The organism is Variovorax paradoxus NBRC 15149, assembly GCF_001591365.1.
Lineage (GTDB): Bacteria > Pseudomonadota > Gammaproteobacteria > Burkholderiales > Burkholderiaceae_C > Variovorax > Variovorax paradoxus.
The window spans coordinates 583,121-606,917 of the sequence record NZ_BCUT01000002.1 but is presented as its reverse complement, the minus strand read 5'-3'; the positions used below and the strand labels follow the sequence as shown (position 1 = coordinate 606,917).

The 23,797-nt window shown below is 69.0% G+C and carries 23 protein-coding genes; 10 read left to right on the top strand and 13 right to left on the bottom strand.

Features of this window, described 5'->3' with window-relative positions; translation table 11 throughout:
- Positions 1–3 precede the first annotated feature (3 nt).
- Positions 4–888, bottom strand: coding sequence for a LysR family transcriptional regulator (locus VPA02S_RS17665; RefSeq protein ID WP_015865726.1), 885 nt, complete (start codon positions 886–888; stop codon positions 4–6).
- A gap of 118 nt (positions 889–1,006) precedes the next feature.
- Here VPA02S_RS17665 and VPA02S_RS17660 point away from each other — a divergent pair, with 118 nt between their 5' ends.
- The 7 genes from VPA02S_RS17660 (at position 1,007) to VPA02S_RS17630 (ending at position 8,509) form a co-directional block, all read left to right on the top strand.
- On the top strand, positions 1,007–1,558 hold the full coding sequence (locus VPA02S_RS17660; RefSeq protein ID WP_062364980.1) for a PPC domain-containing DNA-binding protein: 552 nt from the start codon (positions 1,007–1,009) through the stop codon (positions 1,556–1,558).
- The gene (locus VPA02S_RS17655; protein WP_062364979.1) at positions 1,551–1,952 is read left to right on the top strand and encodes a PPC domain-containing DNA-binding protein; all 402 of its coding nucleotides are present in this window, start codon (positions 1,551–1,553) and stop codon (positions 1,950–1,952) included. The genes VPA02S_RS17660 and VPA02S_RS17655 overlap by 8 nt, the downstream gene beginning before the upstream one ends.
- Positions 1,953–1,979: 27 nt before the next feature.
- The gene (locus VPA02S_RS17650) at positions 1,980–2,795 is read left to right on the top strand and encodes an SDR family NAD(P)-dependent oxidoreductase (protein WP_062364978.1); all 816 of its coding nucleotides are present in this window, start codon (positions 1,980–1,982) and stop codon (positions 2,793–2,795) included.
- A gap of 16 nt (positions 2,796–2,811) precedes the next feature.
- A complete protein-coding gene (locus VPA02S_RS17645; protein ID WP_062364977.1) occupies positions 2,812–3,981 on the top strand; it encodes an acetyl-CoA acetyltransferase in 1,170 nt (389 codons plus the stop codon).
- The gene (locus VPA02S_RS17640) at positions 3,978–5,567 is read left to right on the top strand and encodes an acyl-CoA synthetase (protein ID WP_062364976.1); all 1,590 of its coding nucleotides are present in this window, start codon (positions 3,978–3,980) and stop codon (positions 5,565–5,567) included. The genes VPA02S_RS17645 and VPA02S_RS17640 overlap by 4 nt, the downstream gene beginning before the upstream one ends.
- Positions 5,568–5,630: 63 nt before the next feature.
- On the top strand, positions 5,631–6,644 hold the full coding sequence (locus tag VPA02S_RS17635) for a TRAP transporter substrate-binding protein (protein WP_062364975.1): 1,014 nt from the start codon (positions 5,631–5,633) through the stop codon (positions 6,642–6,644).
- Positions 6,641–8,509 carry a TRAP transporter large permease gene (locus VPA02S_RS17630; RefSeq protein ID WP_081247572.1) on the top strand — a complete coding sequence of 623 codons (1,869 nt, stop codon included), beginning with the start codon at positions 6,641–6,643 and terminating at the stop codon, positions 8,507–8,509. The genes VPA02S_RS17635 and VPA02S_RS17630 overlap by 4 nt, the downstream gene beginning before the upstream one ends.
- A gap of 19 nt (positions 8,510–8,528) precedes the next feature.
- Here the strand turns inward: VPA02S_RS17630 and VPA02S_RS17625 are convergent, their stop codons facing one another.
- The 3 genes from VPA02S_RS17625 to VPA02S_RS17615 form a co-directional block, all read right to left on the bottom strand.
- Positions 8,529–9,263, bottom strand: coding sequence for a nucleotidyl transferase AbiEii/AbiGii toxin family protein (locus VPA02S_RS17625; protein ID WP_018904739.1), 735 nt, complete (start codon positions 9,261–9,263; stop codon positions 8,529–8,531).
- Positions 9,256–9,726, bottom strand: a complete 471-nt coding sequence (locus VPA02S_RS17620) for a helix-turn-helix domain-containing protein (RefSeq protein WP_015865717.1) — start codon at positions 9,724–9,726, stop codon at positions 9,256–9,258. The genes VPA02S_RS17625 and VPA02S_RS17620 overlap by 8 nt, the downstream gene beginning before the upstream one ends.
- A gap of 132 nt (positions 9,727–9,858) precedes the next feature.
- Complete coding sequence (locus VPA02S_RS17615; RefSeq protein WP_062365394.1) at positions 9,859–10,632, bottom strand: nuclear transport factor 2 family protein; 774 nt, start codon at positions 10,630–10,632, stop codon at positions 9,859–9,861.
- A gap of 87 nt (positions 10,633–10,719) precedes the next feature.
- Here VPA02S_RS17615 and VPA02S_RS17610 point away from each other — a divergent pair, with 87 nt between their 5' ends.
- A complete protein-coding gene (locus VPA02S_RS17610) occupies positions 10,720–11,721 on the top strand; it encodes an AraC family transcriptional regulator (protein ID WP_062364974.1) in 1,002 nt (333 codons plus the stop codon).
- A gap of 17 nt (positions 11,722–11,738) precedes the next feature.
- Here VPA02S_RS17610 and VPA02S_RS17605 read toward each other — a convergent pair whose 3' ends face one another.
- The 3 genes from VPA02S_RS17605 to VPA02S_RS17595 all read right to left on the bottom strand — a co-directional run bounded on the left by VPA02S_RS17605 (position 11,739) and on the right by VPA02S_RS17595 (position 15,446).
- Positions 11,739–13,499 carry a carboxylesterase/lipase family protein gene (locus VPA02S_RS17605; RefSeq protein WP_244883567.1) on the bottom strand — a complete coding sequence of 587 codons (1,761 nt, stop codon included), beginning with the start codon at positions 13,497–13,499 and terminating at the stop codon, positions 11,739–11,741.
- 89 nt (positions 13,500–13,588) lie between these two features.
- Positions 13,589–14,533: a LysR substrate-binding domain-containing protein gene (locus VPA02S_RS17600; RefSeq protein ID WP_062364972.1), complete on the bottom strand. Its 945-nt coding sequence runs from the start codon at positions 14,531–14,533 to the stop codon at positions 13,589–13,591.
- A gap of 79 nt (positions 14,534–14,612) precedes the next feature.
- Positions 14,613–15,446, bottom strand: a complete 834-nt coding sequence (locus tag VPA02S_RS17595) for an SDR family NAD(P)-dependent oxidoreductase (RefSeq protein WP_218002181.1) — start codon at positions 15,444–15,446, stop codon at positions 14,613–14,615.
- 84 nt (positions 15,447–15,530) lie between these two features.
- On the opposite strand from VPA02S_RS17595, the gene VPA02S_RS17590 reads away from it, so the two are divergent.
- Both VPA02S_RS17590 and VPA02S_RS17585 read left to right on the top strand, forming a co-directional pair.
- On the top strand, positions 15,531–16,196 hold the full coding sequence (locus VPA02S_RS17590; RefSeq protein ID WP_062364971.1) for a TetR/AcrR family transcriptional regulator: 666 nt from the start codon (positions 15,531–15,533) through the stop codon (positions 16,194–16,196).
- A gap of 218 nt (positions 16,197–16,414) precedes the next feature.
- Positions 16,415–18,208, top strand: coding sequence for an alkaline phosphatase D family protein (locus VPA02S_RS17585; RefSeq protein ID WP_062364970.1), 1,794 nt, complete (start codon positions 16,415–16,417; stop codon positions 18,206–18,208).
- A 24-nt stretch (positions 18,209–18,232) separates the two neighbouring features.
- Here VPA02S_RS17585 and VPA02S_RS17580 read toward each other — a convergent pair whose 3' ends face one another.
- From VPA02S_RS17580 to VPA02S_RS17555, 6 genes are all read right to left on the bottom strand, one after another.
- Entirely contained in the window at positions 18,233–19,093 is an 861-nt protein-coding gene (locus VPA02S_RS17580) for an NmrA family NAD(P)-binding protein (RefSeq protein ID WP_062364969.1), read from the bottom strand.
- A 63-nt stretch (positions 19,094–19,156) separates the two neighbouring features.
- A complete protein-coding gene (locus VPA02S_RS17575) occupies positions 19,157–19,966 on the bottom strand; it encodes an AadA family aminoglycoside 3''-O-nucleotidyltransferase (protein WP_018904725.1) in 810 nt (269 codons plus the stop codon).
- 51 nt (positions 19,967–20,017) lie between these two features.
- Positions 20,018–21,004, bottom strand: a complete 987-nt coding sequence (locus VPA02S_RS17570; protein ID WP_062364968.1) for a Bug family tripartite tricarboxylate transporter substrate binding protein — start codon at positions 21,002–21,004, stop codon at positions 20,018–20,020.
- 53 nt (positions 21,005–21,057) lie between these two features.
- A complete protein-coding gene (locus tag VPA02S_RS17565) occupies positions 21,058–21,984 on the bottom strand; it encodes a Bug family tripartite tricarboxylate transporter substrate binding protein (RefSeq protein ID WP_062364967.1) in 927 nt (308 codons plus the stop codon).
- Between the two features lie 38 nt (positions 21,985–22,022).
- Positions 22,023–22,829 carry a citryl-CoA lyase gene (locus tag VPA02S_RS17560; protein ID WP_018904722.1) on the bottom strand — a complete coding sequence of 269 codons (807 nt, stop codon included), beginning with the start codon at positions 22,827–22,829 and terminating at the stop codon, positions 22,023–22,025.
- 12 nt (positions 22,830–22,841) lie between these two features.
- Positions 22,842–23,762 (bottom strand): dioxygenase family protein, encoded by a 921-nt coding sequence (locus VPA02S_RS17555; RefSeq protein WP_062364966.1) that lies wholly within the window; start codon positions 23,760–23,762, stop codon positions 22,842–22,844.
- Positions 23,763–23,797: the final 35 nt, after the last annotated feature.

Sequence of the window (23,797 nt, the reverse complement as noted above, 5' to 3'; positions counted from 1 at the left end):
CCCTCAGACGCTGCTGAGCGTCGGCAGCAGCGCCAGCAGCGCGCGCACCAGCGGCGAATCGTCCGCCTTGCGCCAGACCGCCAGGGTGTCGATGTAGGTCTTCTCGCCCTTGAGCGAGCGGTACGCCACGCCTTCGCGGTGCAGTGCCTTGACGCAGGCCGGCACCAGCGCCACGCCCAGCCCGCCCGAGACCAGGCTCACGATGGTGTGCATCTGGCGCGCCGGAAACAGGCGCGGGCTGAAGCCGCGCCGCATGCAGGTGGCCACGATCGCGTCGAACACCTGCGGCCCGAAGTGCCGCTCGAAGCCCAGGAAGCGCTCGCCCGAGAATTTCTCGAGCGCAATGCTGCCGGGCCGCACCAGCGGATGCGCCTCGGGCATCGCGAGGATCAGCGCATCCTTCTGCACCAGCCGCGAGCCCAGCGAGGCGGGCATGCTGGACGGCTGCAGCACCAGGCCCACGTCGAGCCGGCCCGATTCGACGTCGCCGATGATCTGGTCGGTCGTGCCCTCCCACAGCGCGATCTCGGCCCGCTCGTTCTCGTCCGAGAACTGCCGCAGCACCCGCGGCAAAAACGAATAGGCCGGCAGGCTGATGAAGCCGATCGAGATCGATCCCATGAGCCCGGCCGCGGCCTCCTGCGCGCGCCGGCGCAAGGTGTCCATGCCGAGCAGCACGGCGCGTGCGTCGCGGAGCGCTTCGTCCCCCGCGCGCGTGATCGCGATGCGGCGCGAGGTGCGCTCGAACAGCGTGACGCCCAGTTCTTCCTCCATCTCCTTGATCGCGAGGCTCACGGGCGGCTGCGACAGGTTCAGGCGCTGCGCCGCGCGCCCGAAGTGCAGCTCTTCGGCCACGGCGATAAGGCAGCGGAGGTGGCGGATTTCCATCTATCTGAATTTTGTATTGATCGATACGAATTCTAAATTTGTTGCTATTGATGTCAACTTCTAGACTTTGCCTCCACCAGCGCTGTCGATCCGAACGGCGCGGCAAGGAGACAACGCGATGGTCGAGAAACTGATGGGGCTGCCGCGCTCGCGCACGGTGGTGCATCCGGGGCCTTTCCGGCCCGTGCGCATCGATCGCATGCGCGACCAGAAGGGCCGGCACTTCCGGCTTTCGCTGCCCGGCGGCCGCACGCTGCACGAGAGCCTCGTGCAGGCGCTGGCGGACGAAGGCGTGGCCAGCGCATCGATGACGCTGATCGGCGGCGAGCTGGCCGAGCTCGGCTTCTGCCTTGCGTTGCCCGATCCCACGGGCCGCGTGCTCGCCACCTACGGCGCGCCGCACACGGTGCAGGGCGCCTGCTTCATCTTCGGCAACGCGACGCTGGGCAGCTCCGCCAGCGGCACGCCGGTGGTCCATTGCCACGGCGCCTTCCGCACCGCCGACGGCGCGGTGCGCGGCGGCCACATCCTGACCGACTGCACGGTGGTCGGACGCCGCAGCGTCACCGCGGTGGTCACCGCACTCGACAGCTTCGAGCTGCGCGTGGTCTACGACGACGAAACCCGCATGCCGCTGATGCGGCCCCAGGCCAGGCGCATCCATGGCTGAGATGCGCATGATCGAAAGCGGGCGCATGGGCCGCGTGGCCTATGCGCGCATCGCGCCCAACGAAGACCTCGTCTCGAGCGTCGAGAAGCTCTGCCTCGCGGAAGGTTTCGGCAACGCGTTCGTGCGCGGCGCGCTGGGCAGCCTCGTCGATGCCTGCCTCGAGCGCGCCGACGGTTCCTGCCAGGTGATCCGCGGTCCGGCCGCCGAGATCGTGAGCCTGGCCGGCGAGGTGCGTTCGCAGCCCGACGGATCGCTGCGCGCCGCGCTCACCGGCGTGGTGGCGGACACGCACGGCCACTTGTATGGCGGGCCGTTCGTGGCGGGCGCCAATGCCGTCTGCGTCACCTTCGAAGTCACGCTCGAAGAGTGGCTGCCATCGCCGGGCAACAACTGATCTCATTCACTGCAGAAACTCCCATCCATGACCGAACTCTCCGCTTCATCTTCTTCCCGCGTCGCCGTCGTCACCGGAGGCGCGCGCGGCATCGGCCTGGCCATCGGCCGCTGGTTCCTCGCGCACGGCTACAGCGTCGCGCTGCTCGACATCGACGGCGCCACGCTCGACCAGGCGGTGGCCGAACTCGCGCAGCCCGCGAAGCTGCTCGGCCTGCACTGCGACGTGTCGAAGCCGGCGCAGGTCGAGAGCGCGGCAAAGGCCGTGGTCGAGCGCTTCGGCCGCGTCGATGCGCTGGTCAACAACGCCGGCGTGGCGGTGTTCAAGCCGGTGCTCCAGACTTCCTTCGAGGAATGGCGCACCGTGCTCGGCACCAACCTGGATGGTGCCTTCCTCTGCACGCAGGCCTTCGGCGCGCTGATGGTCGAACGCGGGAGCGGCGCGGTGGTGAACATCGCCTCCATCTCGGGCCTGCGCGCCAGCACGCTGCGGGTGGCCTACGGCACCAGCAAGGCCGCGCTCATCCACCTGACCAAGCAGCACGCGGTGGAGCTGGGCAACGCTGGCGTGCGCGTGAACGTGATCGCGCCGGGGCCGGTGGAAACCGAGATGGCCAAGCTCGTGCACAGCGTGGCGATCCGCTCCGACTACTACGACACCATTCCGCTCGGCCGCTACGGCACGCCGGAGGAAATGGCCAACGCCGTGGGCTTCCTGTGCAGCGACGAGGCGAGCTTCATCAACGGCCAGGTGCTGGCCGTCGATGGCGGCTTCGATGCCGCCGGCGTCGGCCTGCCGACCCTGCGCCGGGGCATGCCCGCACCCGCCGCCGACCACGCCTGACAAGGAGAACCGCCCAATGACCACCAACGCCTGCATCATCGGCTGGGGACACACGCCTTTCGGCAAGCTCGATGCCGTGGAGAGCGAAGCGCTCATCCGCTCGGCCGTCGAGCCCGCGCTGCAGACCGCAGGGCTCGCCGCGGTCGACATCGACGGCATTTTCGTCGGCCATTTCAACAGCGGCTTCCTGCCGCAGGACTTCAGCGCGTCGCTGGTGGGCCTGGCGCTTCCCGAGCTGCGCCACGTTCCTGCGGTGCGCATGGAAAACGCATGCGCCACCGGTTCGGCCGCAATCTGGGCCGCGCTCGATGCGGTGCAGTGCGGGCGCGTGCGGCATGCGCTGGTGGTCGGCTTCGAGATCATGAACGCCGTGCCCGGCCCGCGCATTGCCGAGACGCTGCTGCGCTGCTCCTACGTGAAGGAAGAGGGCGAAACGCCGGCGGGCTTTGCCGGCGTCTTCGGCAACATCGCGGGCGGCTACTTCGAGCGCTTCGGCGACCAGAGCGATGCGCTCGCGGCCATCTCGGCCAAGAACCACGCCAACGGCGTGCACAACCCTTATGCGCACATGCGGCGCGACCTGGGTTTCGACTTCTGCCGCCAGCCGTCGGAGAAGAACCCCTTCGTCGCGGGCCCGCTCAAGCGCTCCGACTGCTCGCTGGTTTCCGACGGCGCGGCGGCGCTGGTCATCTCGGCCGAGCCGGTTGCGTCGGCGACGGTCCCGGCGGTGCGCTGGCGCGCGCGCACGCAGGTCAACGACTACCTGCCGCTGTCGCGCCGCGACCCGACGCGCTTCGAGGGCGCGGCGCTCGCGTGGCAGCGGGGGCTGGCCGCGGCGGGACTCTCGCTGCATGACCTGGGCTTCGTCGAGACGCACGACTGCTTCACCATTGCGGAGCTGCTCGAGTACGAAGCCATGGGCCTGGCGCCGCACGGGCAGGGCGCGCGCGTGATCCTCGACGGCGTGAGCCGCAAGGACGGCCGGCTGCCCGTCAACCCGTCGGGCGGGCTGAAGTCGCGCGGCCATCCGATCGGCGCCACGGGCGTGTCGCAGCATGTGATGGCGGCCATGCAGCTCGCGGGCCTCGCGGGCGACATGCAGGTGGGCTCCGGCAAGCCGGGCGCGGTCTTCAACATGGGCGGCGCCGCGGTCGCCAACTACCTGAGCGTGCTGGAGGCGGCATGAGCCAGGCGCGGGCGATGAACCTGTCCGCGCTGCTGTCGCAGACGGCCGCGCTCTTTCCCGATCGGCCGGGCCTGATCCAGGGCGAGCGGCAGTGGACTTGGCGCGAGATCGATGCGCGCGTCGATGCGCTGGTGCAGGCGCTGCGCGCGCTCGGCCTGCGGCCGGGCGACAAGCTGCTCGTGATGTCGCGCAACAACCCGGCGCTGTTCGAGAGCTGCTGGGCCGCCTTCCGCCTGGGCGCGGTATGGGTGCCCGTCAACTTCCGGCTCACGCCGCCGGAGGTCGCCTACCTGGGCAGCGCCAGCGAGGCCAGCGTGATGCTGGCCGAAGACTGCTTCGCCGAGCATGTGGAGGCCGTGAAGGCCGCGTCTTCGCATCTGCGCTCGGTCGTCACCATCGGTCTTCCGCGCGCGGATGAACTCGGCTACGAGGCGCTGCTCGCGGCCAATGCCGGTGCGCCCGCGGCGATGGTGCAGGTCGATGCCGATCATCCGCTGTGGTACTTCTACACCTCGGGCACCACCGGCCGCCCGAAGGCCGCCGTGCTCACGCACGGGCAGATGGCCTTCGTCGTGGCCAACCACCTGGCCGATCTCATTCCGGGCACCACCGAGCACGACTGCTCGATCGCCGTCGCGCCGCTGTCGCATGGCGCGGGCATCCACGCGCTGCTCAACGTGGCCCGCGGCGCGGCCACCGTGCTGCTCGCGTCCGACAGGCTGGAGCCGGCCACCTTCTGGGCGCTGGTGGAGCGGCATCGCGTGACCAACGTCTTCACGGTGCCGACCATCGTCAAGATGCTGGTGGAAGACCCGGCCGTCGACCGCTTCGACCACGGCTCGCTGCGCTACGTGGTCTATGCGGGCGCGCCGATGTACCGCGCGGACCAGAAGCGCGCGCTGCAAAAACTCGGCAAGGTGCTGGTGCAGTACTTCGGCCTGGGCGAAGTCACGGGCTGCATCACGGTGCTGCCGCCGGCCATGCATGCCGCCGACGACGACGATCCGAACGCGAACATCGGCTGCTGCGGCCGGGCCCGCACCGGCATGGACGTGGCCATCCTCGACGAGCGGATGCAGCCGGTGCCGGCCGGCACCGTGGGCGAGATCTGCTGCCGCGGGCCGGCCGTGTTCGCGGGCTACTTCAACAACCCCGAAGCCACCGAGAAAGCGCTGCGCGGCGGCTGGTTCCACACCGGCGATCTCGGCCGCATGGATGCGCGCGGGCTGCTCTACATCACGGGCCGCGAATCGGACATGTACATCTCGGGCGGCTCCAACGTGTACCCGCGCGAGGTCGAAGAAATCTTGCTGATGCATCCCGCCGTGCGCGAGGCGGCGGTGCTCGGCATCGCGGACGAGAAATGGGGCGAGGTGGGCGTGGCGGTGATCGTCGCTTCGCAACCCGGCCTCACGGCCGAGCAGCTGCTGCAGCACCTGGACGGCCGCTGCGCGAAGTACCGCTGGCCGCGGCACATCTTCTTCTGGGATGCGCTGCCGAAGTCGGGCTACGGAAAGGTCGCCAAGGCCGACATCCGCAAGCAGTTGCTCGAACGCGGCGACATGAAGGAGGCCGCCACCACCTGAGCGCACCCATCGACGCCGCCCCGCACGAGCAGATCCATTCACAAAAGGACCAGGAGACAAAAAATGAGCATCACCCGCCGCACCGTGCTGCGCTCGACGGCACTGGCCGCCAGCCTCGCCGTTCCCATGCACCGCGCCTTCGCGCAGAAGGCCGAGTTCAACTACAAGTACGCAAACAACCTGCCGGTCACGCATCCGCTCAACATCCGCGCCAAGGAGATGGCCGACGCCATCCGCGCCGAGACCGGCGGCCGCGTCGACATCCAGATCTTCCCGAGCAACCAGCTGGGCTCCGACACCGACGTGCTGAGCCAGCTGCGCTCGGGCGGCGTGGAGTTCTTCACGCTGTCGGGGTTGATCCTTTCCACGCTCGTGCCGTCTGCATCGATCAGCGGCGTGGGCTTTGCGTTCAACGACTACGCGAGCGTGTGGAAGGCGATGGACGGCGAGCTGGGCGCGCACATCCGCCAGCAGATCGCCAAGGCCAACATCGTGCCGATGGAGAAGATCTGGGACAACGGCTTCAGGCAGATCACCTCGTCGAGCCGGGCCATTGCCGCGCCGCAGGACATGAAAGGCTTCAAGATCCGCGTGCCGGTGTCGCCGCTGTGGACCTCGATGTTCAAGGCACTCGACGCCGCGCCCACGTCCATCAACTTTGCCGAGGTCTATTCGGCGCTGCAGACCAAGATCGTCGACGGGCAGGAGAATCCGCTCGCCATCATCGCGACGGCCAAGCTCTACGAGGTGCAGAAATTCTGCTCGCTGAGCAACCACATGTGGGACGGCTTCTGGTTCCTGGCCAACCGGCGTGCCTGGGACAAGCTGCCCGCCGACCTGCGCACCGTGGTGGCCCGCCACATCAACGCAGCCGGCATGAAGGAGCGCGCCGACGTGGCCGAGCTCAACGCCGGGCTGCAGAAGGAGCTGGCCGCCAAGGGCATGGCCTTCAACCAGCCGGACGCAGCCGCCTTCCGCGACCAGCTGCGCAAGGCCGGCTTCTACAGCGAGTGGAAGGCCAAGTACGGCGACGAGGCCTGGGCGCTGCTCGAGCGCAGCGCGGGCAAGCTTGCATGAGCGGGCCGGCCCTCGGCCTGGCGGCCGGTGCGCGGGTCGATGCGCCCCGGCTCTCGGCCATCGAGCGCCGGCTCGGCATGCTGGTCGACATGGCGGCCGGCGGCCTGGTGCTGGCCGACGTGGCGGTGCTGCTCGCGGGCGTGCTGGCGCGCTTCGTGTTCCACAGCCCGCTGGTCTGGTCCGACGAGCTCGCGTCGATCTTGTTCATCTGGCTCGCGATGCTGGGCGCGGTGGTCGCGCTGCGGCGCGGCGAGCACATGCGCATGACGGCGCTGGTCTCGATGCAGCCGCCATCGCGGCGTCCGTTGTTCGAGGCCTTGGCGCTGTGCGCCTCGCTCGCCTTCCTGGCGATGGTGGCGTGGCCGGCCTGGGAGTACGCGTCGGAGGAGCGCTTCATCACCACGCCCGCGCTGAACATCTCGAATGCGTGGCGGGCCGCGGCGCTGCCGGTGGGTGTGGGCCTGATGGGCCTGTTCGCGGTGCTCAGGCTGCTGCGCGATGTGGAGTGGCGCATCACGGCCAAGGCGGTGGCGATCGTGGCCACGCTGGTGGTGGCGTTCACGCTCGGCCGCTCGGTGTTCCAGGAGCTCGGTCGGCTGAACCTGCTGGTGTTCTTCGTCGGCGTGGTGCTGGCGGGCGTGCTCGCGGGCATTCCCATCGCCTTCTCCTTCGGCCTTGGCACCTTCGGCTACCTGGCGCTGGCCACCGACACGGCGCTGCCGGTGATCGTGGGGCGCATGGACGAGGGCATGTCGCACCTGATCCTGCTCGCGGTGCCGCTCTTCGTGTTCCTTGGCCTGCTGATCGAGATGACCGGCATGGCCAAGGCGATGGTCGCGTTCCTCGCGGGCCTGCTGGGGCATGTGAAGGGCGGGCTGTCGTACGTGCTGGTGGGTGCGATGTACCTCGTGTCGGGCATCTCGGGCTCCAAGGCGGCCGACATGGCGGCGGTGGCGCCGGCGCTTTTCCCCGAGATGAAGCAGCGCGGCGCGAGCGAGGGCGAACTCGTCGCGCTGCTGGCCGCGACCGGCGCGCAGACCGAGACGGTGCCGCCCAGCCTGGTGCTGATCACCATCGGCTCGGTCACGGGCGTGTCGATTGCCGCGCTGTTCACGGGCGGCCTGCTGCCGGCTGTGGTGCTGGGCCTGATGCTGTGCGTGGTCGTGTACTTCCGCTGCCGCGGCGAGGACCTGCGCGAGGTCGTGCGCACGCCGTGGCGCGAGGTCGGCCGGCTGGCCGTCGTGGCGCTGCCGGCGCTGGCGCTGCCGTTCGTGATCCGCGCGGCGGTGGTCGAAGGCGTGGCCACCGCCACCGAGGTGTCGACCATCGGCATCATGTACGCCGTGGTCGCGGGGCTGGTCGTGTACCGGCAGTTCGACTGGAAGCGGCTGGGGCCGATGCTCGTTGCGACGGCGTCGCTGTCGGGCGCCATCCTGCTGATCATCGGCACCGCGACGGCCATGGCCTGGGGCCTCACGCAGTCGGGCTTCTCGCGCCTGCTGGCCGAAGCGATGACCGGCCTGCCCGGCGGCGCGCCGATGTTCCTGGCGGTGTCGCTGGTGATCTTCGTGGTGCTGGGCAGCGTGCTCGAGGGCATTCCGGCCATCGTGCTGTTCGGGCCGCTCTTGTTTCCGATAGCGCGCCAGTTGGGCATCCACGAGGTGCACTACGCGATGGTGGTGGTGCTGTCGATGGGCCTCGGCCTGTTCGCGCCGCCGCTGGGCGTGGGCTACTACGCGGCCTGCGCGATCGGCCGCGTGCATCCTGACGCGGGCATCCGGCCGATTGCAGGCTACATGGTGGCGCTGCTGGTGGGGACGATTGCGGTGGCGGCGATTCCTTGGCTGTCCATTGGGTTTCTTTGAAGGGGCGGGGGACCTGCTATCAGTAGTTGGCAGCTTTGCCCCTGGCGCTCGGAGTTCGGGGCAGCAAGGCCTTGATGCGCTGGCGAAGCAGCGCGGGTGTCACAGCAGGCGTCATTTGCAGCACCGCCATGCAGCGGTCCATTCGTCCGTGGCGTGTCAGCAGCGCATTCACGGCCTTTGCCAGATCGCTGTCGATGCTGCTGCCGTAGGCTTGTCTGGCCTTGGTCGCCGCGCGGCGCAGCAGTGCAGAACCAGGGTGCATCATGGCCAGGTCGATGATGTCGCGGCTGAAGACGCTGTCGTCGGCCCAGCGATCCGAATTTGCAAGCAGCTTGCTTGCGGCCATGTCCAGCACGGTGAGCGTCGCAATGTCGCCGATGCGGTCTTGCTCGCCCGGCGCATCAAGTTCGATGCGTGCTTCGAGCACGATCTCGAACTTGATATCGACGTCACCCACACGCACCATCGATCGGATGCCATATTGATCGGCGCGAAGTTCGCCGGTCTGCTGGATCTTCGCGCCCTTGCGGGCCAGCGCGCTCAGCCCCTGCTCACCGGTCAGCAGCTGGCGCAGCTGCCGGTAGCCATCGATATCGGAAACGAGGAAGTCGATGTCCACCGACTCGCGGTACTCGCCATAGCGAAGCGCGATGGCCGTGCCGCCGCCGAACAGGCAGTGGTTCTCGGCGAGCACTTCGGCATCGAGCATTGCAAGTGCCTCGGCGACCCGCCGGTGGTGCGGGCGTTCAAACATGCAGCGGCTTCCTGCCCAATGCGCGTGCCAGTTCGTCGAGCAGTTGCCGCTCCCGCGCGTCGAGCGCCGATGCGTCGACATGGCGCCAGTTGCGTTCGTAGGTGGCCCACGCCTCTGTGGGGGTGAGTTCGGTATCCGGCGCCAATTGCCAGGCGAGCCGGCGCAGTTGGGGGTAGTCGGCGATTCGGATGCCGCCCGCAATCGGCGCGGGGGGCGCGGATTGCGTTGATGGGACCACGTCGACATCGAGGCCCAGCGCCGCGAGGGCATTCATGTAGGCCCCCATCGTGACCGACGGCTCGCCGCGTTCGATACGGTGCAGCGTCATGCGGGACACGCCCGCCGCCTCTGCCGCTGTGGTGGCGCTGACCTTCAGGGCCTTGCGGCGAGCGTGGATGCGCCGGCCGAACGCTGCGAGGCGGCGATCGGCCGCCGGGGCAAGGGGTGGCGCTGCAGAGGGCATATATGTATCTCATACTAGACAAAACTTGAGAATATGTCCAGAATGAGATACGTAAATTGAGATTACGGCGAACATTGCCGCACGGCGCGGCCTGCTCAGGTCCTTTTCGGGCTGGCAGAACTCCTCGCGCGTTCATTCGCCCTTGACGTAGCCGCGCGCTTCCACGATCTGGCCGCCGCGCACCAGCATCAGGTTCACGCCGCGCACCGACTGGCTCTCGTCCTCGCCCCAGTGCAGCCGCCAGCGGATCGTCGCCCGCTCTCCGGCGACCGTCACGTCCTCGATGTCGAACCAGGTATCCGGACGGGTCGCGATTCCCCGCCACAACGCCAGGCAGGCGTCGTGGCCGACATGGCGCGAGCCATTCGGCGCCGGCGTGGTGTTCTCGATGACGCAGTCCGCGGCGATCAGCTCGGGGAGGGCCGCCGGATCATGCCGCTGGAAGACCTCGTTGAACCGCCGGATGACCTCGGAGGTGCTCTGCTGCCCGGCCTGGCCGAGGTTCGACACCGCCGGTGTCTTGGCGTAGCCCAGGGCCTCCGCGATCCGGCCATGGCGCACCTTGATCAGCGTGACGCCCCGGACCGAGTTCTCCGGGCCCTCGCCGAAGCGGTAGCGCCAGCGGTTGATCGCCCGGTCGCCGCAGATGACCACTTCCTCGGTCTCGAAGGCGCCGTTCGGATCCGCGATCATGGCCTGCCAGAAGGCGACATTGGGCTCCTGGCCCTCGACCCGCAGCCCGTCGGGCGCCGGCTGCATCGCTTCCATGATGCAATCCGGAGCGACGAGCTCCCGTATGGCGGCGGCGTCCTTGTGCCGGAATGCGGCCATGAAGCGCCGCACGGCATCGGCCGTCTCCCCGGCCGATGCGGAATCGGAAAATATGAAACTGCTTGCGTCGGTCATGATGGTGTGTCCATGGTTGTCGAGCCCCAAGGATGGGCCGCCTGTGGCCGCATGACCTGATCGAGCGTCCGGCTTACTTTGCAGCGCATGAACCAGACCGATCCTCTTTCCGAAGCGTTGGGCAACGTGCGCCTGAGCGGCGCGATCTTTCTTGACGCCGAGCTGAGCGCGCCCTGGGGCTTTGCGTCGCCGCCGGCCAGTGCGGGCGCGCACCTCATCGCGCCTTCGGCGGAACACATGGTGCTGTTTCACCTGCTTGTCGAAGGCAGGGCCTCCGTGCGGCTTCCGGGGCAGCCCCGGTTGGCGCTCGAGGCGGGCGACGTTGCCATCCTCCCGCTGGGAGACGCGCATGAGCTCTGGAACGGGCGCGGGGCCGAGCTCACCGACTCGTCCGCGCTGCTGCCGAAGATCCTGGAGGGAACGGTGGTCTCGGAGCGCGGCGGCGGCGGCGGGCCCGTCACCAAGTTCATCTGCGGCTACATCGGCTGCGATCGCCAGGCCAGGCGCTTCTTCCTGGCGGGCTTGCCGCCGCTGTTCAAGGTGAACATCCGCCGCGGGTCGACGGGCGCGTGGCTCGAAAGCACGCTCCGCCATCTCGCCTCCGATCGCGAGCCGGCCGGCGCCGGGCGCAACGCGCTGCTCGCCAAGCTGGCCGAGGCGCTCTTCATCGAGACGCTGCGCCGCTACATGTCCGAGCTGCCGCGGCAGCGGACCGGATGGCTCGCGGCCGCACGCGATTCGGCGGTGGGCCGGGCCCTGGGCGCGATCCATCGCGAGCCCGCGCACCCGTGGACGGTCGCGTCGCTGGCCGAACAGGCCGGGATGTCGCGCACCGTGTTTGCGGAACGGTTCACCCGCCTGCTGGGCGAGGCGCCGCTGGGCTATGTCGCGCGCTGCCGCATGCAGCTCGGCGCCCGCCTGCTCGAGAGCACCGATGACACGGTGCTCGAAGTCGCGCTGAACGCGGGCTACGAGTCCGAGGCCGCCTTCAACCGTGCGTTCAAGCGCGAGTTCGATGTTCCGCCTGCGCGCTATCGGATGCAGCGGCGCAGGGGAGACCGGATGGCGGCGGACAGCGGCGCGCAATGACCGCCGGCCCGGGTGACTCAATAGCCGAGCAAGGCGTCCCAGACACCCAGTTGTGCGACCTTGGGTACCGGGCCGATCGTCGCCACCGCGGCGTTCTGTCCGCCGAACGACGCCGCCGCGGAGTCCGACGCGCCCGAAAAGCGCGGCCAGCCGAGCTCTGGCGCCAACCGCGCATTCCCATCGCTTGCGAACGACAGCACCGCGGTCATCAATGCGTCCGACAGCTGCGCTTCGGCAGCCCCTGCTCCCACCTTGTCCCGGTAGTAGTCGAGCCCGAAGCTGCCGAACAGCATGGGCAATTCCGCGCAATGGGGCACGCCGCGCCCCGGCGCCTGTATCTGATGCGCATAGGTGGCGTATCGGACATTGCCTCCGTCGCCGGCAACCTTGGCGGCATAGCGCACGCTGAAGTTGCGCAGGACGCGGTCGCCATAGATCTCGATCCACACATCACCCGGCGCGGTCGACCGGCCTTCGCGTGCGGCTGTATCGGTGTAGGCGTCGATCACCGCATCGGCGTTCGCCTGCGAGCCACCTGCTTGTGGTGTCACCAGGGCCAGGAGCTCGGCGCGGCTGGCGGGCAAGGCCGGCGTCAGCCGTGCCTGGGTGATCGGGTCGTAGGCATCGAGGAAGAACGATCCTTCCGTCAGCGTATTGGTGATCACGAGGGGAAGATCGCCTGGCCACGCGGTGCGCGTCCAGTCGGAAAGGCAGACCTGGCCGTCGATGATCGGTGCTGCGCGCAAGCCCCGGCCGGAGGTGATGCCCGCCGGCAGCGGCTGCGCATTGAGCGCGAGTTCGGCCTGGTGCAGCGTCGACGCCGGAATGTCGCGCAGGCCCGAGGGCGTGGTCTGCAGCCTGGCGGCCAGCGCTTCGGCATACCTCCCGGCGTCGGCCAGGGTGAAGCCGGTGGGCGCCGGCACCCCGGCCGGGCTCAACAGCATGGCCTTCTGGAAGCAGGCCCGCGCCACCGGGTTCTGCGCCAGGATCGCGCCGCTCGTGCCGCCGGCGGACTGCCCGATGAGGCAGACATTGGCGGGATCGCCACCGAAAGCCTCGGCGTTGCGCCGCACCCACTGCAGCACCGCGATCTGGTCCTGCAGCTGCCAGTTGGCTTGCGTCCCGGTGTCGGGATCGACGAGGTCCGGGTGCGACAGCGTGCCCATCGCGCCGAGCCGGAAATTGGCGGTGACGACGACCACGCCCTTGCGCGCAAGAGCCTCGCCGTTCATCAGCGGCATGCTGGTGGCGCCGGTGCGCCATGCGCCGCCGTGCAGCCACACCACGACGGGCAGCTTGCGGCGCTGGCTTGGCGCCCACACGTTCAGCGTCAGGCAATCCTCGCTCTGAACGGCAGGGGAGGGATAGATCCAGGTCACGTATGCCGGCAAGGTCTGCAGGCTGGCGGCCCCGAAGGCCGTGGCGTCGAACACGCCGCCCGGGGCCCGGTACGGCTGCGGCGAGCGAAACCGCAGGGCGCCGACGGGCGGCTGCGCATACGGGACGCCGAGGAAGAACGCGACGGCGTCATCGGCCGTGCGCTGGCCCTTCAATGTGCCGGAGCTCGTTTCGACCATGGGTGCCGGGGCCGGCGAGGACGCGGGTGCAGGGGCGGGTGCGGGTGGCGTCGCCGCAGCGGGCAACGGGAGAAAGCTGCTGTTGCTGCCGCCGCCACCGCCGCAGCCACTCAGCGGCAAGGCGGCCAATGCGCCGGCGGAAAGGATGAACCGGCGCCGGTTGGTTGCCGAGTGCTCGCATGGGTCGCTCGAAGTCGTCATGTGCTTCCTTGTTCGCCGGCCCGGATGGTGCCGAAGCGGTGGCGAGTCTAGGAAGGATGACCGCCGCATGACAGGGCCGGCGGCGCAACTCAGCTTTCCAAAAATGCGTTGCCTTGGCCCGGCTTTCCCAGCGCCGAGGCCGCTTCGCAGAGTTCGTCCAGAAAAAGGCGCCCCGCGATGGTGAGATCGCGCCGCGAGGGATAGAGCGCAAAAAGCGAGATCGGCGGCGGCGTCCAGCCGGGTGCGATCAGGCTGAGGCGCCGGGCCTTGAAGTCCGCGGTGCACATCGACGCGGGCAGCTGCGCCACACCGAGCCCCGCGAGCGCAGCTTCGCGGATCTGCAGCAGGCTGTCGCTCGTGAACTGCACGCGCACATCGATCTCCGCGTCGCCCTCGCGCGCGTGGCTCAGCAACCAGCGCGCGGCATGCGGCATGAACGTCCAGCCGATCGCGGGGCAGCCCTGCAGCTGCGCGGGGAGCATGGCACCCGGCAGCGCGTCGCGGACCTTGGGCGATGCGACGAGCACGTAGGGAACGTCGGCCAGCTTGCGCATCACCAGGCTCGAGTCGCGAAGCGGCTTGACCGAAGGACGTATCAACAGGTCGACGGGATCGCTGAATGCCGAGGGCCGGCCGTCGGTTGCGTCGAGCGTGATCGCCACGCGCGGATGCCTCAAGCTGAAGTCGATGGCCAGCGGGCCCACGAGCATGGCACTCAAGGCGATGGGACACGAGATGCGCAGCGTCCCCGATGCCTCGCCCAGGCTGTCGCGCGCGGCGGACAGCGCGCGCTGCGCTTCGGCCCGGATGTTCGCGCCGTGCGCATACATCCGCTGTCCGATGTCGGTCACCTTGAACCTGCGCGAGTTGCGCACGATCAGGCTGACGTTCAGGCGTTTCTCGAGCCCCGAGATGCGGCGGCTGAGCCGCGACACGGGAATGCCGAAGCGCTGGCTCGCGGCGCTGAACCCGCCTGCCTCGACCACGGCGACCAGGGCCATCAGGTCGTCCGCGACATCTCCGGTTTTGTCCATCTTCGGCTCCCAGGGCAAAAGACGGCATTGTGAGTTGGCCAGGCACCTGGCGGCGGCGCTGGGGGCCTGCGCAACGCGCTCAACTGTTCATGACGCGCGCAAAGAGGGCCTGGTGCAGCCATCGCGGCGTTGCCCACACCATCGCCACGGCCGCCTTGTTGTTGAAGCCTGGAACGACACTGACGCGGCCGGCGTGCAGCGCCCGGATTCCCGCCCGCACCACCGGTGGCGGCTTCATCATCAGCAGCTTGAGCCCCCATGTGATCTTCTGCTTTGCGGCCTGCGCAAAGCCGGTGTCGGACATGCCGGGGCACAGCGAGGTCACCGTCACGCCATCGCGCTTGAACTCACGGTGCAAGGCATCGCCAAGGCGCAGCACATAGGCCTTGGCTGCGCCATAGACGGCCATGTTTTCCACGCCGAAGTAAGCCAGCATGCTGGCCACGAGCAGTATCTTGCCGTGGCCGCGTGCGCGCATGTCCTCGCCGAAGAGCCGCGTCATGACCGTCAGGCTTGCGATGTCCAGTTGCAGCATGTCCAGCGCGCTTTGCATCGGCGTGTCGAGGAAAGTACCCTGCAGGCCATGGCCTGCGTTGTTGATCAGGATCTCGACCTTGATGGCGCGCTCGCGAAGGCTGGCGTGCAGCGCGTGGACGGCGGCCACGTCCGACAGGTCGGCCTGTTCCACGATGACTCTGGTGCCCCACTCCTGTTGCAGCGCCGCAGCCAGGGCTTGCAGCCGATCGAGCCGGCGCGCCACCAGAATCAGCGGGTGGCCCTTGGCCGCGTATTGCCTTGCGAATTCTTCGCCAAAACCACTGGATGCACCAGTGATGAGAACCCAGGAGTCGATGTTGGTAGCCATGATGTTCGCCTTTGTTGAAGCCGCTGTGATGCTGGAGGTGGCCGGCATCCTTGCTTTCAGGCAAGATTGGAGACCGACGGTCTGTAATGTAACAGACCATCGGTCTTTTAGCAAATGGAGTGTGATCGCCGCATGAATTCGCCCATCCCCTACGTACGCGCCCGCTCTGCCGAGCAGAAGGAAGAGCGGCGCCGCCATCTGCTGGCCACGGCCCGGGAAATGCTGCACCGGAGCCCGGAGGCCCTCGACCTGGGCATCAACGAACTCGCGCGCGAGGCGCAGATGACCAAGTCGAACGTCTACCGGTACTTCGAAAGCAGCGAGGCGGTGTTGATGGACCTGCTCGTCGAAGAATTCGCAGGCTGGCATGCCGAGCTGGGCGCGGCACTGGCGCGCGGCGGCAAGGCCGGCGCGAGCGTCGAGCACATTGCCCGCGTCTTCGCCTCGACCATTTCTGCACGGCCCTTGCTTTGCCGGCTGATCAGCATCCTGCCGTCCATCCTCGAGCGCAAGGTGTCGTTCGAACGCATGGTCGACTTCAAGGGCAGCCTGCTGGCGGTCCGCCAACAGACAGCGCGGGACTTCCATGCCCGCGTGCCCGCCATGCCGGTGCCGGCCTTCGAACAGGTGGTGAAGCATTCGCTGCCGCTCATCATCGGGCTGTGGCCGCTCAGCAACCCGGCGGGGATGGCCGCGCAGGTGACCGAGCTCCCCGAGTTGAAGAGCCTGCGGTACGACTTCGAGAAAGACCTCGAACATGCCCTGCTTACATTGATGCGGGGAATGGCCCAGGCGTAGAAGGCGTTCGCAGCGGGAATGCGCCATGCGCGGTTGGAGCGCTGTGCATCGTGGCCGCCGACACCCTGAACTGACGGCACGCCGTGCGCTCCCGGCTGACGCGCGCATCGGCGGCAGCCTACGTTGAAAACCAAGGTCCTCACATTCAAATGGCGCCGACGTCGAACGGGGACCGAGGCGTGCCGTGCGTCTTGCCGTCGGCGGATCAGGAGACTGCCATGCGCATCCACGACGAGAAGAAGAACAACGGCGAGGCAAGCCATGCCGTTCATGATGCAGACACCGACCCCCCGCAAGCCCTGAGCGGCACCACCCGGCGCTCGCTGCTGCGCAGCGCCGTGCTGTTCGCGATGTTCTCGGGCAGCGGCATCGGCCTGACCGCCTGCGGCGGGGGCGGCGGCGGAGGAGGAGGAGGAGGAGGAGGGGGCATCGGCGGCGGAGTGGGGGGAGGGCGTCCGCCCGACGACTCCAACTCGGTGTTCAAGCACGGGATCGCGAGCGGCGATCCCTTGTCCGACCGCGTGATCCTCTGGACCCGCGTGACGGCCGCCGCGCCGGGCACTCTCAACGTCGAGTGGGAAGTGGCCAGCGACGAGCGCTTCGGCATCATCGTGGCGCGCGGCACCGCGAGCACCGGCCCCGAGCACGACTACACGGTCAAGGTGGACGCCATGGGGCTCCAGCCGGCCAGCACCTATTTCTATCGCTTCCTGATGGGCAACGACCACTCGCCCATCGGCCGCACCCGCACGCTGCCGGTGGGCGGCGTGTCGCAGGCCAGGCTGGCGGTGGTGTCGTGCTCCAATTTCCCGAGCGGCTACTTCAACGTCTATGCCGACATTGCCAAGCGCACCGACATCGACGTGGTGCTGCACCTGGGCGACTACATCTACGAGTACGGGGTGGTGGGCTATGCGTCGCAGCTGGCCATTGCGATCGACCGCACATCGAACCCCGACCACGAGATCCTGACGCTCGCCGACTACCGCCTGCGCCATGCGCAGTACCGCACCGACGGCGACCTGCGCGCCCTGCATGCGCGGCTGCCCATGATCGCGGTGTGGGACGACCACGACCTGGCCAACGGCGCATGGTCCGGCGGCGCCGGGAACCACGACGAAGCAACCGAGGGCAGCTTTGCGGCCCGGCGCGCGGCCGCCGTGCAGGCCTACCACGAGTGGCTGCCGACGCGGCTGCCCGACCCGGCCAACCCGCTGCGGATCTACCGCTCCTTCGACTTCGGCACGCTGGCTTCGATGCACATGCTCGACACCCGGCTGATCGGCCGCGACAAGCAGGTCACGCTCTCGCAGTACCTGGCCGGCGAGGCTTCGGCGGCCACGCGGCAGCTGATGGGCCAGCCGCAGGTGGACTGGCTGTCGCAGCGCATGGCCGCATCGCCCTGCACCTGGCAGGTGCTCGGCCAGCAGGTGCTCATGATGCGCATGGCCATCCCCGTGAGCATCGCGACCGACTTCAGCCTCGAGACGCTGAGCGCCTACCTGGCGGCGCAGGCGCTTCCGGATTCCGCCCGCAGCGACAGCCAGCGCGCGCTGATCACGCAGCAGAAGGTGCCCTACAACCTGGACGCGTGGGACGGCTACCCGGCCGCGCGCGACGTGGTGCTTGCCATGGCGCGCAACCAGGGCAAGAACCTGATCTCGCTGGCCGGCGACACGCACAACGCCTGGGCCGGGAACCTCACCGACGCCTCCGGGCAGCGGGTCGGCGTGGAGTTCGGCACTTCCTCGGTGTCGTCGCCCGGCTTCGAGCGGGCGCTGCCGCTGATTGCCAACGACCTGCTGGCCGATGGCTTCCGGCGCATGGTCGACGACCTGCGCTACGCCGAGACCAGCAAGCGCGGCTATGCGGTGCTGACCCTCACGCCGGCCGAAGCGCGCTGCGACTACATCGAGATCAGCACGGTGCTGAGCCGCGACTATTCGGTGAGGACCGCAGCCACGCTGCGCGTGCTGCCCGGTGTCGGCAACCTGCAGGTGCTCGCTGCCTGAACATGGGTGGGTGGCGCGGTGCCGTCAGGATCGCGCCACCAGGCCGCGGATGTAGGCCTCGAGCGTCGTCGAGCCGCGCAGCGCGTCGCCTGGCATCTCGAAGCCGCTGTCGACGCTCACCGCGGTCATCCGCGCATACGAGTCCGCGGCAGCTTCGGAAAAGCCGAGGTCGCGGAACGCTGCCTTCCACTTGCCGCGCGGCGTGACGTCCAGTTCCACCGGCCGGCCGAGCGCCTCCGAGAACGCCCTTGCCACGTCGGCCGAGGTATAGCGCCGCGGGCCCTCCACGTAGCGGATGCCGACGTCGTCGAGCGGGGACACCAGCCTGCGGGCCGCGATCTCGCCGAGGTCGTGCGGCGCGGCCATGGGAATGGCAAGCTCGGGGTCGAACATCGTGGGCAGCCTGCCCGTGCTGCGCACCGTATCGAGCAGTCCGTCCCAGTTGCTCATGTAGTAGGCCGCGCGGTTGATGGCCGCCGGAATGGATTGGCGGCGCAGGCCCTCTTCGAGTTCCCACAGCACGCTCAGGTCGCCGATGCGCTCGCCGGGCTGCGCGCCGCCGGTCGATTCCGCCACCACCTTCTGCAGCCCCGAGCCTTCGAGCGCCTGCAGGATGTTGGCGACCGTGCGCCGCTCGATGGTGTCGGTGTCCGCCGACGTGTCCGCGGACGGATTGAGCAGGAAGGCGCGGCGCCCGCGCTGCAACGCCGCGCGCAGCGACGCCACGTCTTCAGCATTCGCCTCGGCGATCTCGGCGCCCTTTGCGCGCCACGCGCCTGCGCGCTTCGCGTCGCGCGTGACGATCGTCACTGCTTCGCCGCGGCCGAGCAGCGCCTGCGCGACCGCCGAACCGACATGCCCCGTACCGCCCATGATGACGTACATCCGTGTCTCTCCTTTTCGTCGTGCCTGGAGGAAAGCCTGGCGGGGTGCGACTGGCGCAATGGCTCACCGCGCGGGCGCGGGGCCTGCGCAGACGACACCCTCGATCAGCGCCTTGGTGTAGCGCACGAATGCCGCGAGCTGGGTAGGACGATCGGCCAAGTTGTCCGGTGCATGGCCCAGGTAAGCCGCATGCGCACTCGCCAGCACGGGCCGGTGCTCGCCGGGCAGGCGCTCCAGCGCCCATGCGGCGGCGGCATCCTTGGGCGCGATCTGGCCGGTACAGGCACTGAACCAGATGCGCGCGAGCGCGAGCACCACATTGCGCTCGTCGCCCTGCCAGTCCGGCGCGTTGTTCCACTGCGCCACGGTGTCCAGCAGCGACTGCGAGAAATCGGCGCGCGGCACGGGGTCGAACAGTTCGTCCGCGGGAGGGCCGAGCAGGCAGACGCTGTGCTGCCGGAGCTTCGTGAGCAGGATCGCCAGGTCATGGTCCGGCATGGCCGGCTCCACGATGCCGGCCTGCAACTCTTCGCGCAGCCATTCGCCGAACTGCAGCTCGCGCAGCGGCGGATAGCGCCAGGGCACGACCTCGTCCCGCACCACGGCCGTCACTTCGAGCGGGCGCCATGGTCCGCCGGCGCCGGGGCTGCCCGAGACCGACAGCAGGTCCGTCATCAGCGGATGCCGCACTTGCGCGGCCAGCGGCGCTTCCACGGTCACCATCAGGTCGATGTCGCTGTGCGGCTTGAGCCCCCCATCGACGGCGGAGCCGAACAGGTGGATGGCCTGGAGCGTGCCGGCCAGGTGGCGCTCGAGAACGGCGCGCGCCTGCGCCAGCTGCGGGATGATTTCGGGTGGCAGTGAAGCGGTCATCACGGCCGATGTTAAGGGCCGTGAGGAGTGGAAGCCGATGGGCGCGGCAGGTCAATCCACGCGGATGTTGCGCGCCTTCACGACGCGGCTGTAGATCTCCGCGTCGCGCCGCACCATCGCGCTCATCTCGGTGCGCGTGACGCCCAGCGGCTCGCTGTTGAGATCCTTGATGCGCTTGGCAAGGTCCGGGTCCTTGCTCGCTTCGACGAACACCGCGTTGAACCGGTTGAGCACCGCGGCCGGCGTGTTCGCGGGCGCCCAGATGCCGTGCCACGACATCATCGAGAAGCCCGGCATCACCTCCGAGAGCGTGGGCACATCGGGCAGCGCGGGGTGCCGCGTGGGGCCCGAGTAGGCCAGCGCCTGCACGCGGCCGCTGCTGATCAGCGGGTAGCCCGTGGCGATGGGTTCCATCAAGGTGTCGACCTGTCCGCCAACGAGATCGGCGATGGGGCTCGCGCGGTAGGGCACATGCAGCATGGTGATGCCCACCTCGTCCTTCAGCGATTCGACGATCAGCTGCGACGGGCTTCCCGCGCCGTACGAGGCGTGCGAATAGGTGCCGGGCTTTTCCTTGGCCGCGGCCACGAGCTCCTTGAGGGTCTTGGCCGGAAACTTGGTGTTGGCGATCAGCACGAGGCCCTGGCGCATCGTGGTGGCGACGGGAACCAGGTCCTTCTCGGGGTCGAACGGCAGCTTGCTGTAGATGTACGGGTTGATCGTGAACGCGGTCGACAGGTTGTAGAGGAAGGTGTAGCCGTCCGCGGGCGCCTTGGCGACGGTGTCCGACGCCAGGTTGCCGGCCGTGCCGGGCTTGTTGTCGATGAGCACCGGCACGCCGAGCTTGCGGCTCGCATAGTCGCCGTACATGCGCGCGAAGATGTCGGGCGGCGTGCCGGGCGCGAAGCCCACCACGATCCGGATCGGCTTGGTGGGCCACTCCGCGGCCTGGGCGCTTGCATGGCCCGTGGCCAGGATGCCGGCAAGGCCCAGCACCACGCCGAGCATCTTCTTGACGAGGTTTTTTGTCGAACGCATGGCTTGTCTCCTTGGGCTGATGGGTGCCCGTTTGTTGGGTTGTTCTGTCTACTTCAATCCACCTGCGCGCCGGAGCGGCGCACGGCCTCGCCCCACTTCGCGATCTCGGCCGCGGCGAAGGCGGCCATGTCCGATGCGTTCATCGCCATCGGCTCGATGCCCTGGGCCGCGAGCTTGTCGCGCACCGCGGGCTGCGCGAGCACCGCCTGCGTGGCCTCGCGCAGGCGGTCGCGCTGCGCGGCGGGCATGTCGGCCGGCGCATACAACATGAACCATGCGACCAGGTCGAAATCCGGAATGCCCTGCTCGGCCAGCGTGGGCACGTCGGGCGCGGCCATGCTTCGCCGGGCGCTCGATGCACCCAGCGCGCGCAGCCTGCCGGCGCGGATCTGCGGCAGCACGGCGGCCGGGTGATAGAACATGAACTGCACATTGCCCGCCATCACCTCGGTGAGCGCCTGGGCGCCGTCGCGGTAGGGCACGTGCACGAAGTCCTTGCCGAGCCGCAGGTTGAGCAACTCGCCCGCCAGGTGCCCCGAGGTGCCGTTGCCGGCCGAGGCAAAGCTCACCGACTTGCCGCTGGCCTGGCGCAGATCGGCCACCGTCTTCCACGGCGCGGCGGCGGGCACGACCAGCAGCGTGGGCGTGGCGCCGACGAAGCCCAGCGGCACGAAGTCGCGCTGCGGCTGGTAGGACAGGCGCTTGTAGAGCGTCGCGTTGATGGCATGCGTGCCCACGGTGCCCAGCAGCACGGTGTGTGCATCCGCCCCCGAGCGGGCCACCAGTTCGCTGCCGATGGCGCCGCCCGCACCGGGCCGGTTGTCGACGATCACCGCCTGCGACAGCTGGCGCCCGAGGGCTTCGGCCAGCACCCGTCCCACGATGTCGGTCGTGGTGCCGGCCGCGAAGGGCACGACCAGCTTGAGGGGCCGCGCGTCGCCCGCCTGCGCCCATGTGCTGCTGTTGCCCTGCGCCAGCATTGCTGCTGCGGCAACGGCCAGGATGGCGCGTCGCTTCGTCACCGCGCCTCCCCGAAGCCCGCGGGCACGGTGCCTTCGTACTGCAGCTCGCGCGTGGCCTGGTAGGACAGCGCAAAGCCGCTCGGTGTCTCGGCCTCTTCCGCAAGGTGCGCGATCAGCCCCGCGGTGCGCGCGAGGATCGGCACGCCGCGCAGCGACGCCACCGGAAAGCCCACGCCCAGCAGCACCGCCGGAATCGCCGCCGAGACGTTCATGCGCAGGTCCTTGCCCACGATGGCCGGGATCGCCTCTTCCAGCGCCTGCGCGATGCGCACATAGCGCAGGTCGGCGCCGGCCTGCGTCGCCACGTCGATCAGCCGGTCGACGCGCGGATCGCGTTCCTTGTGCAGCGGATGGCCGTACCCGGGGATCGCGGCGCGCGCGGCCTTGAGTTCGGCGATGGCCGCGGCGGCGGCCTGCGGCAGCGTGGCGCCCGCATCCACGCGCGCCGCCACGTCGATGAACAGCCGGCCCGCGGTTTCGGACGCACCGAGGATGACGGAGCCGCAGCCGAGGATGCCGGCCGCCACCGCGCCCTGCAGCGCATCGGGCGCGGCCGCGAAGGTCATGCGGCTGGCCTGCACGCTCGGCACGAGGCCGTGCTCGGCAATCGCCACCAGCGTGGCGTCGAGCACGGTGCTGCACGCGGCATCGGGGCGGCGCCCGGTGAGCAGCAGGAAGAAATAGTCGGTGAACGACAGGTGCCCGATCAGCTCCCGGCACAGGTCCTGGCCGCGCACGACGATGGTGTGTTCGTCCGAGGTGCAGATGGCGGTGCGCGGGACGGTGGACTTTCCGATTTTCATGGGCGTGGTCTTTCAGGCGTGTCGGGGTTCGAGGCAGAAGTCGTAGTGCGCGGACCAGTAGGGCGTTTCCAGCGGCCTGCCGTCGGGCGCGCGGCCCGGCGGATGCGACTCGAAGTCGACGACGAGCCGCGGCCGCACGCCGAACACGGCGTCGGACTCGATGTACGGGCTGCCCGCCACGAACAGGTGCGTGGTCACGGGCACATGGCCCGGCGCCGAGACCATCATGTGGATGTGGCCGGGGCGGTTCGGATGGCGGCCCATCGCTTCGAGCATGCGGCCGACGGGCCCGTCGACCGGGATCGGATAGAAGCTCGGGCGGATCGACCAGAACCAGTAGCGGCCTTCGTGGTCGGTGCGGATGCGCCCGCGCGCCTGCATCGCGGCGCCTTCGAGCTGCATGTCGTACACGCCTTCGCCGTCGCCCGACCAGATGTCGAGCAGCGCACCCTGGAGCGGCTGGCCGTGGGTGTCGGTGACGCGGCCGCTGTAGAAGGTCGGCTCGCCGCGGGCGCCCTGGGCCACGTCGGCGCCGAGCGGCAGGTCGGGCGCGCCCTCCCAGTAGAAGGGGCCCTGCACGGTGGCGTGCGTGGCCTCGGTGAGCTCGGTGGCCTGCGTGGCTTCGCTGGCCTCGGCCCGGCCGCGCTTGCCGGCGGCGGCGCGCAGCTGGTCCAGGATCACGACCATCATCGAGGCGCCCAGCGTGTCCGACAGCAGGATGAACTCCTGGCGCTTGTCGGTGCAGGTCTGGCCCGTGGCCGTCAGGAACTCGATGCCCTGCATCCATTCGTCGGGCTTCAGGTCCACTTCGCGGATGAAGGCATGCAGGTGCGTGATCAGCGACTGCATCAGCTGCAGGAAGCGCGCGTCGCGCGTTCCCTCGAGGCTCTGCAGCACGGTCTGCGTCAGCTCGCTTTCGTTCGATGGGGTCATGGTTGTCTTGTCTCCTGGCTCGTTATGTCTGGAAG

Excerpts from the sequence above, each read along its gene's own strand:
- VPA02S_RS17665 (WP_015865726.1), bottom strand. The coding sequence starts at position 888 with ATGGAAATCCGCCACCTCCGCTGCCTTATCGCCGTGGCCGAAGAGCTG.
- VPA02S_RS17660 (WP_062364980.1), top strand. The coding sequence starts at position 1,007 with ATGGTCGAGAAACTGATGGGGCTGCCGCGCTCGCGCACGGTGGTGCAT.
- VPA02S_RS17655 (WP_062364979.1), top strand. The coding sequence starts at position 1,551 with ATGGCTGAGATGCGCATGATCGAAAGCGGGCGCATGGGCCGCGTGGCC.
- VPA02S_RS17650 (WP_062364978.1), top strand. The coding sequence starts at position 1,980 with ATGACCGAACTCTCCGCTTCATCTTCTTCCCGCGTCGCCGTCGTCACC.
- VPA02S_RS17645 (WP_062364977.1), top strand. The coding sequence starts at position 2,812 with ATGACCACCAACGCCTGCATCATCGGCTGGGGACACACGCCTTTCGGC.
- VPA02S_RS17640 (WP_062364976.1), top strand. The coding sequence starts at position 3,978 with ATGAGCCAGGCGCGGGCGATGAACCTGTCCGCGCTGCTGTCGCAGACG.
- VPA02S_RS17635 (WP_062364975.1), top strand. The coding sequence starts at position 5,631 with ATGAGCATCACCCGCCGCACCGTGCTGCGCTCGACGGCACTGGCCGCC.
- VPA02S_RS17630 (WP_081247572.1), top strand. The coding sequence starts at position 6,641 with ATGAGCGGGCCGGCCCTCGGCCTGGCGGCCGGTGCGCGGGTCGATGCG.
- VPA02S_RS17625 (WP_018904739.1), bottom strand. The coding sequence starts at position 9,263 with ATGTTTGAACGCCCGCACCACCGGCGGGTCGCCGAGGCACTTGCAATG.
- VPA02S_RS17620 (WP_015865717.1), bottom strand. The coding sequence starts at position 9,726 with ATGCCCTCTGCAGCGCCACCCCTTGCCCCGGCGGCCGATCGCCGCCTC.
- VPA02S_RS17615 (WP_062365394.1), bottom strand. The coding sequence starts at position 10,632 with ATGACCGACGCAAGCAGTTTCATATTTTCCGATTCCGCATCGGCCGGG.
- VPA02S_RS17610 (WP_062364974.1), top strand. The coding sequence starts at position 10,720 with ATGAACCAGACCGATCCTCTTTCCGAAGCGTTGGGCAACGTGCGCCTG.
- VPA02S_RS17605 (WP_244883567.1), bottom strand. The coding sequence starts at position 13,499 with ATGACGACTTCGAGCGACCCATGCGAGCACTCGGCAACCAACCGGCGC.
- VPA02S_RS17600 (WP_062364972.1), bottom strand. The coding sequence starts at position 14,533 with ATGGACAAAACCGGAGATGTCGCGGACGACCTGATGGCCCTGGTCGCC.
- VPA02S_RS17595 (WP_218002181.1), bottom strand. The coding sequence starts at position 15,446 with ATGCCGGCCACCTCCAGCATCACAGCGGCTTCAACAAAGGCGAACATC.
- VPA02S_RS17590 (WP_062364971.1), top strand. The coding sequence starts at position 15,531 with ATGAATTCGCCCATCCCCTACGTACGCGCCCGCTCTGCCGAGCAGAAG.
- VPA02S_RS17585 (WP_062364970.1), top strand. The coding sequence starts at position 16,415 with ATGCGCATCCACGACGAGAAGAAGAACAACGGCGAGGCAAGCCATGCC.
- VPA02S_RS17580 (WP_062364969.1), bottom strand. The coding sequence starts at position 19,093 with ATGTACGTCATCATGGGCGGTACGGGGCATGTCGGTTCGGCGGTCGCG.
- VPA02S_RS17575 (WP_018904725.1), bottom strand. The coding sequence starts at position 19,966 with ATGACCGCTTCACTGCCACCCGAAATCATCCCGCAGCTGGCGCAGGCG.
- VPA02S_RS17570 (WP_062364968.1), bottom strand. The coding sequence starts at position 21,004 with ATGCGTTCGACAAAAAACCTCGTCAAGAAGATGCTCGGCGTGGTGCTG.
- VPA02S_RS17565 (WP_062364967.1), bottom strand. The coding sequence starts at position 21,984 with ATGCTGGCGCAGGGCAACAGCAGCACATGGGCGCAGGCGGGCGACGCG.
- VPA02S_RS17560 (WP_018904722.1), bottom strand. The coding sequence starts at position 22,829 with ATGAAAATCGGAAAGTCCACCGTCCCGCGCACCGCCATCTGCACCTCG.
- VPA02S_RS17555 (WP_062364966.1), bottom strand. The coding sequence starts at position 23,762 with ATGACCCCATCGAACGAAAGCGAGCTGACGCAGACCGTGCTGCAGAGC.